The 8,692-nt window shown below is 58.9% G+C and carries 6 protein-coding genes and 4 pseudogenes; 6 read left to right on the top strand and 4 right to left on the bottom strand.

Annotated elements, in window-relative coordinates; genetic code table 11:
* Positions 1-270 (bottom strand): annotated as a pseudogene (locus P0R31_RS40080) (IS66 family transposase); the annotation flags it as partial.
* Between the two features lie 493 nt (positions 271-763).
* On the opposite strand from P0R31_RS40080, the gene P0R31_RS40075 reads away from it, so the two are divergent.
* The 3 genes from P0R31_RS40075 to P0R31_RS40065 are packed head-to-tail and all read left to right on the top strand — an operon-like array spanning position 764 to position 2,853.
* The gene (locus P0R31_RS40075; RefSeq protein ID WP_275520862.1) at positions 764-1,318 is read left to right on the top strand and encodes a recombinase family protein; all 555 of its coding nucleotides are present in this window, start codon (positions 764-766) and stop codon (positions 1,316-1,318) included.
* A gap of 10 nt (positions 1,319-1,328) precedes the next feature.
* The gene (locus P0R31_RS40070; RefSeq protein WP_275520859.1) at positions 1,329-2,327 is read left to right on the top strand and encodes a recombinase family protein; all 999 of its coding nucleotides are present in this window, start codon (positions 1,329-1,331) and stop codon (positions 2,325-2,327) included.
* A 43-nt stretch (positions 2,328-2,370) separates the two neighbouring features.
* Complete coding sequence (locus tag P0R31_RS40065; RefSeq protein WP_275520857.1) at positions 2,371-2,853, top strand: hypothetical protein; 483 nt, start codon at positions 2,371-2,373, stop codon at positions 2,851-2,853.
* Here P0R31_RS40065 and tnpB read toward each other — a convergent pair.
* The 3 genes from tnpB to P0R31_RS40050 form a co-directional block, all read right to left on the bottom strand.
* Complete coding sequence (tnpB, locus tag P0R31_RS40060; protein WP_343299374.1) at positions 2,841-3,119, bottom strand: IS66 family insertion sequence element accessory protein TnpB; 279 nt, start codon at positions 3,117-3,119, stop codon at positions 2,841-2,843. The genes P0R31_RS40065 and tnpB overlap by 13 nt on opposite strands.
* A 92-nt stretch (positions 3,120-3,211) precedes the next feature.
* Entirely contained in the window at positions 3,212-3,544 is a 333-nt protein-coding gene (gene tnpA / locus P0R31_RS40055) for an IS66-like element accessory protein TnpA (RefSeq protein WP_275520853.1), read from the bottom strand.
* Positions 3,545-3,709: 165 nt separating this feature from the next.
* A complete protein-coding gene (locus P0R31_RS40050) occupies positions 3,710-4,987 on the bottom strand; it encodes an aminotransferase class I/II-fold pyridoxal phosphate-dependent enzyme (RefSeq protein WP_275520851.1) in 1,278 nt (425 codons plus the stop codon).
* A 503-nt stretch (positions 4,988-5,490) separates the two neighbouring features.
* Here P0R31_RS40050 and P0R31_RS40045 point away from each other — a divergent pair.
* The 3 pseudogenes from P0R31_RS40045 to P0R31_RS40035 form a co-directional block, all read left to right on the top strand.
* A pseudogene (locus P0R31_RS40045) lies at positions 5,491-6,213 on the top strand (IS5 family transposase); the annotation flags it as partial.
* Between the two features lie 129 nt (positions 6,214-6,342).
* Positions 6,343-7,386: pseudogene (locus tag P0R31_RS40040) on the top strand (IS110 family transposase).
* A 258-nt stretch (positions 7,387-7,644) separates the two neighbouring features.
* Positions 7,645-8,037: pseudogene (locus P0R31_RS40035) on the top strand (IS5/IS1182 family transposase); the annotation flags it as partial.
* Positions 8,038-8,692 lie beyond the last annotated feature (655 nt).

Below are 8,692 nucleotides of genomic sequence, written 5' to 3'. Positions count from 1 at the left end.
CGTGGTGGCGAGTTCTTCGAGCTCCAATTCCAACTGCTCAAGTAGCCGCGCCGTGCGCTCGGAGCGCTGCCCGTGCAGTTCGCGTTTGAGCTTCTCGATCCGTAGCTCAAGATGAGCGATCAGCACTTCGCTGTCCGACAGCTCCGCCCGCGCGTTGGCGGCATCCGCGACCGCCACATCGCGTTCAGCCTGCAACGCCTCGCGCTCGGCCAGCAGCGCAAGGTAGGCGCTCGCGAGATCCGGCGGAAGATCGCTCGGCTTCGATGTCATGAGGCCATTGAATCAGATCGAGCATCAGATTCAAACCCAAAACGATTATCCGACCCGCGTCGGACGCTGGGTTTCTTGCGGATTGCGCCAATCGATCCCGGACAGCGAGGAAATTGAGGAATGTCCCCAATAGTGAGTCTGACGAATCATTTCCGGAGGTGGTCGAAGTTCGAGACCCCCACCATCCTTTGTACGGCAGCTCATATCGAGTGATCAGGAAGATCGGCCAGCGAGGCCGAGGCATTCCCGCTTCGTATGAAGTTGAGTTTCGCACGGGAAGCAGTCTCCTAATTCAGGCAACCGCAATCGAATATTATGGACAAGAAGCAAATCAGATTAAGCTGAGTATGGAGGCTCTACTCGAGCTTTTGTCGACAGCGGATTGTCCCGACGCACATGAGCATGGATCCAGCCGATCTTTGGTCGACGCTGACGCCCGCGCTCCGACGCCAGATCGTCGAAGACGTCGCCGCGATTTTGGCGGAGATCCCTCATGAAGTCCGAGTTGGTCACACCAAGCCACTTGGCGCGCAAAGCCGTAGTCTACATCCGGCAGTCGACGCCCCACCAGGTCGTAAGCAATCAGGAGAGCCTGCGCCTTCAATACGCGCTTCGCCAGCGCGCCTGCGAACTCGGATGGCGTGAGGCGGCCATCGACGTCATTGACACCGATCTCGGGTTGAGCGGCGCGTCTATAGCGCATCGTAACGGCTTCAAAGAACTCGTTGGCCGTGTTGGTCTGAGTGAAGTGGGGCTCATCCTGTCGATCGACGTGACTCGCTTGGCGCGTAATTGTACCGACTGGTATCCGCTCCTGGATATCTGTGGTCTGCGTGGCTGTCTGATCGCCGACCGCGATGGTGTCTATGATCCGGGCACTCCCAACGGACGGTTGCTTCTCGGGCTGAAGGGTTCGATCTCCGAGCTTGAGCTACATACGATCCGCAGCCGGCTGACCGCCGGCCTGCTGGTGAAAGCCGAACGCGGCGAACTTGCGGTTATGCTGCCAATCGGACTGATTGCGGGACCCGAGCGGAGTGGTCGTTAAGGATCCCGACATGGCCGTGCAAGGGCGGCTCGGTCTCGTCTTCCAGCTGTTCCTGCAGCTGCGCAGCGTTGCCAAGGTCATGCGAGCGTTGAACGAGCGTGACCTGGAACTGCCGCGTCGTGATCGGTATGGTGATTTGTGCTGGACGCGCGCGACGCTGACTGCTGTAGCGGCCATCTTGAAGAACCCCGCCTACGCGGGCGCCTTCGTCTATGGACGAACCCGCTTCCAGCCGGCGAAGCGGGAGGGCGCCCTGCCACAAAAGGCTCCGCGGCCGATGGAGGACTGGCGGATCGTCGTCAAAGATCGATATCCAGCCTATATCGACTGGCCAATTTATGAAAAAATCCGGGCCGCCATCAGAGATAACCGAGCCGAATACATGCGCATCAAAACCCGAGGCGCGCCTCGCAATGGCGAGCTTCTGCTCCACGGCATCGCCTGGTTCGCACGATGTGGCCATAAGATGTACGTCCGCTATAAGGGCGGCGGCGAGTATGTATGCAACTACCTGCGTACGCAGGAAGGTCAGCCAACCTGCCAACACATCCGCGCCGCCCATATCGATGCGGCCGTTGGCGATGCATTCCTGACCGCACTAGCGCCGGCTGAACTCGATGCCTTGTCGCGTTCGCGCCGGGTCCAGCAGCAGATGAACAATGCGTTACGCTCCAGCGCAGAACGAGAGCTCGAGCGCAAGCGGTACACGGCTGCGCTCGCCGAACGGCAGTTCAACCGAGCTGATCCAGATAATCGGCTGGTCGCCTCGGAACTCGAGCGCCGATGGGAAGCGGCGCTAAACGACGTGCGCGCCGCCGAAGAAGCGCTTGCCCGACAGACGCCGTCCAAAGCCATCACGCAAGTAGCCATAAGCAAGGAGCTCAACGACAAGGTCATCAGCCTCACCGGCCGCCTCCCGCAGATATGGGGTGACGAGACTATCTCGGACGCGCATCGCAAGGCTTTTGTTGCGATGCCTCATCGAAAAGGTCGTGCTCGACCGTGGTGAGCACGACTTGGCCCTGGCCAGGATCGTCTGGCGGGGAGGCGCCGTGACGGAGCTCAAAGTCAAGATGAGCGTCGACTCCGTCACCAAATTGACACGAGGCACAGAGATGCGGGAGCGCTCGCTGGCGCTCGCCCGCGACGGCGTCCCAGACGACGAGATCGCCGCAATCCTTACTCAAGAAGGCCACCGCTCTCCGCGTTGCGCCGATAAGGTGCTGCCTATCACCGTTGGGCGGCTCCGTCGTGCTGCTGCCATCAAGGTAGCTACCCAGCGCAGTCGATGGGAGCATGACGACTCACTCCTCAGCCCGCCCGAACTGGCACGAAGGCTCGAGATTCCGGTGAACTGGCTCTATGTACAGATCCGAAGTAAGCGTTTGCTGATTGATCGCCAGCCAAGCGGCGCCTATCTCTTCCCGAATACACCATCCCTTCTTGACGCTGTCCGAGACCTTCGAAGCCACGTCATTGCGCAACTTGATCTAAGAATCTGTCAGCCTTGCAACGAGGTGCATCAACATGGGTGATCGAGCAGGTAGCTCAACTGCGCCAGCGAGATCGTTACCGCTTCACCGGCAACCGATGGCCAGATAAACTTTCCTCTCTCGAGTTTTTTTGTGAACAAGCAGGCTCCCTGACCATCGTGCCAGATTACCTTCACAAGATCGCTACGGCGACCGCGGAAGACAAACAAATGACCGCTGAGCGGTTCTTTGTGCAGCACCTCCTGCACTTGGAGGGTCAGCGATGGAAAGCCTCTGCGCATATCCGTGTAGCCTGTAGCCAGCCACACTCCCACATTCCCTGGTACAGAAATCATCGGCGTCCAAGCACATCGAGGACCCGCGCCAACGCCTCCGGATCGACGTGCGCATCCACCCGGATTCACCGTCGGTTGCCGAGATCGATCTCTATCAATCCAGTACGCGCGGCTGCCGCCGAGCGCACTCGGCCATCAACCGTAGGCAAAAGCTTCGGAGTTTCTTCAGCCGAGGCCGCTACGGCGGCGATCTGCACCGGCGTAAAAGATGGTGCAACTTGTTCCGATGTCCGTGCTTGCCGACGCCAGGTAAACACCAGGCTGGCCGCTACTCCGTTGCGCCGCGCAACCTCAGTTACCTTCGCGCCCGGTGCCAGCGTCTCCTCGACAATCCGTGCCTTGTCGTCCTGCGACCAACGCCGCCGCCGCTCGAGCCCGCCCAAAACTTCGACCCGCATCGCCTGATGACCTTAAAGCTAGACCTAAGGTCACACGCTTCGCGAATTACCACCCGTCACGCAAGACGGTCCTCGTCGGAGCGGTACCTTTAATCAGCCTTCTCGGTACAAGCTGATAGCAACCGTACCGGGCAGTTACAGGAATTCATCGGCTGAACCATCACATCACCGAAGAGGGTATGGCTTTCCGGTTACTTCTGCCACTGCATCCAAGATGCAGTCGCACAACCGCGCAATATCCTTTTCTTCATGATCGGCCGTAATGCACACTCGAATCCCCGCCTTTCCTTGCGCGACGGTCGGGAAGAACGTCACCGAAGTGTAGAAGCCAGCATCGAGAAGCTCTTTGGTGATTGCAATCGCCTTGGTTTCCGATCCTATTGCAATCATTCTGATGGGAAATGAATTTCCTTGCTGGGCGGTTGCAACATGACGATCAAAGAGCTTAATACGCTGCGTTAACCGCCTTTGCCGATCGCCGAGTTCTGCGGAGCAGTGAATCTTACATGAGCCAAGCGCCGCACCAAGCGCCGCCAGATTGGGCGGCACCGAAAACGCATAAGGAATGGAGTACCGTCGAAACAGAGCTTCTTGGTCAGCCGTTCCGAGCATCACCATGCCGCCCGATGCGCCGAAGCCCTTAGCCAGCGACGCTACTATGATCGTGCGGTCACCCAGCACTTGCGGAAATTGAGATCGAGCAAATCCTTCACCTTGCTGTCCGAAGAGCGATATTCCATGAGCATCATCGACATAGAGAAAGAGCCCGTACCGCTCCTGGAGTTGTCGCAATTCTTTGATGGGCGCGTTCCCCCCCATGGAGTAAATACCATCGCATACGTAAGCAACCACTGGATGTTCGCGGCACAAACGCTCGAGAGCGTCGATGTCGTTGTGCTCGATGGTTTCCAGACGGGTTTCGTCAGCGACCACTGGCTTGTGATAGGCCAGGGATATGTGCGCCAGGCGGTCGAATACGACAAGCGGCTTCCTTCCGCCCGTCAATTGCCCTGAGGAAAGGAGGGGCATCGCACCCAGATTGGCGAGCATGACAGTGGAGAAGGCGAGCACGGATGCGCAGAACATCTCCGACAGGGTCGCCTCAAGCTCCGCCAGGAGATCGCAATTGAGGCGCGTTCGTGCGCATGACCAGTGCAACGACCGATGCGCCTCAATCGCGTCGATCGCGCCAGCGACGATAAGCGGATGATTGTCCAGGCCAAGATATGAACATCGCACGAAATCAATTTTTTCCGGTCGACCATCAAGTGGACCGGAGCCCAAAGCAAAGGCGCGTCCGGTCGTGGAACGTCCATGGACGGCCATGACACCAGCTTCATGAGCTGCATCGAAATAGGGACGACTCTTATTGATCATGTAAGAGGTGTTCCGAAAATGCACGGTCGGCCGACCATTTTCAGAGAGTGGGCTCCGCTGTGGCATGTGATTCTCGTTTCATTTGCCAAGCATGCAGAGCCCTCGGCTTAACTGAGTAGCATGGCAGGCGCTTTGACGACAGCTTACGCTGAACTCTTTACGCGCGGCTCGACCGCTTCCTTAGTTGAAGAACGACATTATATCGGAGGGGTCGCTTGAGGAGCTACCAGATGGGATAGCTTAGCTTTGACAGCGTCGAACAGGCGCTGAATAGCCTCGTTGACACGGCCACATTCCTGTCATGAAACGAAGACCGCGCACACGCGAATAAACAGCGGGCACAGCGGCAGCTCTCAAAGATCGCGACAAAGTGTTGATGCCTCTTTCGCCGCACCTGGGTGGCGATCGGCAAACACTCGCTCGACGTAAAATTCTTACTATTGATTGGCTAAGATTCATCTTAGGCGATGGACGGAACCTGAACCGCTGACCTGCCAGTGAATTTTCATCCAGCGGCAGTTAGAGTCTCGGTGCAGGTGTTCCGGGCCAGGCTGGACCAGATCATCAATATGAATCATGAGCTGGTTCAACTCGCCGGCAAGGTCGATTGGGACTGGATCGACGGCGAGATCGCGCCGCTCTATAGCGAGAATGGTCGGCCGGGCATCGCTACCCGCTTCAGGATCGGGCTGCTGCTGCTCAAGCACATTTACGGCCTGTCCGATGAGGGGGTGTGCGAGCGCTGGGTGCACGATCCGTATTTCCAGTACTTCACCGGCGAAGAGTTCTTTCAGCACGCGTTCCCGCACGAGCGCTCGGACCTGAGCCACTGGCGCAAGCGGCTCGGCGACAAGCTGGAGCTGTTGCTGGCCGAGAGCTTGCGGGTGGCGCCCGAGGCCGGCGCGTTACGCAGCCAGAACCTCAAGCGGGTCACGGTCGATACCACCGTGCAGCCGAAGGCCATCACCTTCCCGACGGATGCCAAGCTGCTGCACGCGGCGATCAAGGGGCTCAATCGCCTGGCGAGGAAGCATCGGGTCAAGTTGCGGCAGTCCTATCTTCGCATGGCCAAGACCGCGGCGATGATGGCGGGGCGCTACGGCCATGCCAAGCAATTCAAGCGGCATCAGCGGCAGTTGCGCATCCTGCGCAGCCGACTGGGCCGGATCATCCGCGATATCCGCCGCAAGATCGAAGGTCAGGCCGTGCTCGAGAACGCCTTCGCCCTCCCGCTCAGCCGGGCCTCGCAGATCCGCTCGCAGCAGCAGCGCCAGCGCGGCTGGAAGCTTTATTCCTTTTACGCCCCGGAGGTGGGGTGCATCGGCAAGGGTAAAGCAGCCGCGCCTTATGAGTTAATGGCATGGACCACGCCCGCTCACAGGGGCAACGTACAGCCCCGCCAAGAGAGGAGCGCGAGAGCCATGTCCCATACGAACATTGTCACGATCGGTATCGACCTGGGCAAGAACACATTCCATGTGGTGGGATTTGATACCACGGGTGCAATTATCCTACGCAAGAAGCAATCGAGAAATCAGCTTGAGCAGTCGCTGGCGAATGTTCCGGCCTGCCTGATCGGAATGGAGGCTTGTGCAGGAGCACACCACCTGGGGCGCAAACTGGAGAAGATAGGCCATCAAGCACGGCTCTTGCCGGCACAGTATGTGAAGCCATATCTCAAAGGCCACAAGAATGACTTCCGTGATGCCGAAGCCATTGCCGAGGCCGTTCAGCGCCCGACCATGCGCTTTGTCCCGTTGAAATCGGCCGAACAACTGGATTTGCAGGCGCTGCATAGAGTTCGCAGTCGATTGGTGACGCAAAGAACCGCGGTCATCAATCAAATCCGAGGCTTTTTGCTTGAGCGAGGGCTGCCCGTCCGGCAAGGAGCGGCAGCGCTCCGATTGGCACTTCCTCAGATTCTCTCAGCGCCAAAGGATAACTAATCACCTCGAGTGATCCAGCTCATTCAAGACTTGGCCGAGGACTGGCGCTATCTCGACCGACGGGTCGCGTCAATGACGAAAGAAATCGACGAACTCGCTGATCGAGATCCACACTGTCGCCGCTTAATGAGTGCGCCCGGCGTCGGGCCGATCATCTCAAGCGCGATGGTCGCCGCCATCGGAACCGGTGATGCCTTCCATAAGGGCCGGGACTTCGCCGCATGGCTTGGTCTGGTACCGAAGCAAATCTCGACCGGTGATCGAACCATCCTCGGGCGCATATCGAGGCGCGGTAATCGGTACCTGCGGACGCTGTTCATTCAAGGTGCGAGAGCCGTTCTTCTGCAGCGTCGGAGTTGGCCGCGGCATGGCTTTGGAGCCTGGTTGGAGGCAGCGTCCAAGCGGCTCCACTCTAATGTCTTGGTTGTTGCCCTGGCCGCAAAACTCGCGCGCATGGCCTGGAGCATGCTCACAAAGGGCCGTGACTACGACGCCAGCCACTTGGGCCGAAGCGCATGAGAAACAGGGCCGGAAAGGAAGATCCAAGGTCCGATCGGAAGGCACAATAACCCGCCGAGGTTTGCGAGACGGAAAGGACGAATGGAGAAACGGTTCCACCGACACTTCTGAAGCCTGGTTCGACTCCATGGCCCTTCTTGAGGCCGGCGAGTTATTGAGGACAGAAGCAACAGCCCCAAAGTGAAGCCGGATAGATTGGCGCAAACCGTTTCATCCCTTTGTCGATTCCTCTTGCAACGCGGGCGTGGTCCATAGATCGGGGTCAAGGTCTCCGTCGCCACGACGCTGGCGCACGCCAAAGGGGGCCAGTTCATCACCCGTGTGAAGGCGCTGCCCGGCAACCCTTATGATGGTCATACACTCGAGACCGTGATCCCGGAGATGGAGGCGCTGATCGGCAACATCATCGAGCGCCTCGTTCTCGACAAAGGCTATCGCGGCCACAATGCGCCACCCAACTACAAGTTCAAGGTATTCATCTCAGGGCAGAAGCCGCGGGTGACGCCCAAGATCAAACGCAAGATGCGCCGCCGCTCGGCCATCGAGCCGGTTATCGGCCATCTCAAATCCGAACATCGGATGGGCCGGAACTATCTCTGGCACCGCCAGGGCGATGCCACCAATGCTGTTCTGGCCGCCGCCGGCTACAACTTGTATGGGGTGTCTCCTATCAAGAGCCTTAGTTAGCGACTCTTCTCCTTGCGCGGAGGGTGCAGTTGTGTGCATCGAGCTTCAGCAAATTGATCGTGGGGTCCGACGAAGCCATCCCCTGGGAGCCACCGTCGCTCGCTTGCCCCACGCGCAGCGCTGGCGAGCGACGGCGGCGGAGAGGGGTGGCCCATCCTCTTGGGGCCTGAGCATGACAGGCGGGAAGGCACGGACCTTGACGATCGCCTTCTTCAAGCCCGGATGGTCATCAGAGATTACGAACTCCATGGCATGGCGCGACTGAGAGACATTCCGAGGGAGCTTGCAATATCCGGCGGCCATCGCGCCGCATACTTGTATGCGGTCGAACGCAATCTTCGACCATGATGCAGCAATGCGCATCTCAAGCGAAGCTCGGGCAGCGGGCCCATTCTTCCGCGAGGTCATATGGACCAAGTTGTGGCGCGGGTCACCGCCACCTCGGAGTATCAGGGTTCAGCGATTGCTTCGCCAAGCCCCAATTGAGGTGTCTCGTCGCGCGTTCATGCTACCGGGCGTAACTTGCTCCCGACAGGTATTTCGCCTGTCGTCGTCAGGCGCCAGAACGCAATGAGCAATTTGCGCGCCAGCGCCACGATCATGGTCTTGCGCGTACCGC

It is taken from the genome of Bradyrhizobium yuanmingense (assembly GCF_029167105.1).
Lineage (GTDB): Bacteria > Pseudomonadota > Alphaproteobacteria > Rhizobiales > Xanthobacteraceae > Bradyrhizobium > Bradyrhizobium yuanmingense_A.
The sequence above is the reverse complement of the archived record's forward strand: the minus strand, read 5'-3'. Positions and strand labels throughout refer to the sequence as shown.

Excerpts from the sequence above, each read along its gene's own strand:
- P0R31_RS40075 (WP_275520862.1), top strand. The coding sequence starts at position 764 with ATGAAGTCCGAGTTGGTCACACCAAGCCACTTGGCGCGCAAAGCCGTA.
- P0R31_RS40070 (WP_275520859.1), top strand. The coding sequence starts at position 1,329 with ATGGCCGTGCAAGGGCGGCTCGGTCTCGTCTTCCAGCTGTTCCTGCAG.
- tnpA (WP_275520853.1), bottom strand. The coding sequence starts at position 3,544 with ATGCGGGTCGAAGTTTTGGGCGGGCTCGAGCGGCGGCGGCGTTGGTCG.
- P0R31_RS40050 (WP_275520851.1), bottom strand. The coding sequence starts at position 4,987 with ATGCCACAGCGGAGCCCACTCTCTGAAAATGGTCGGCCGACCGTGCAT.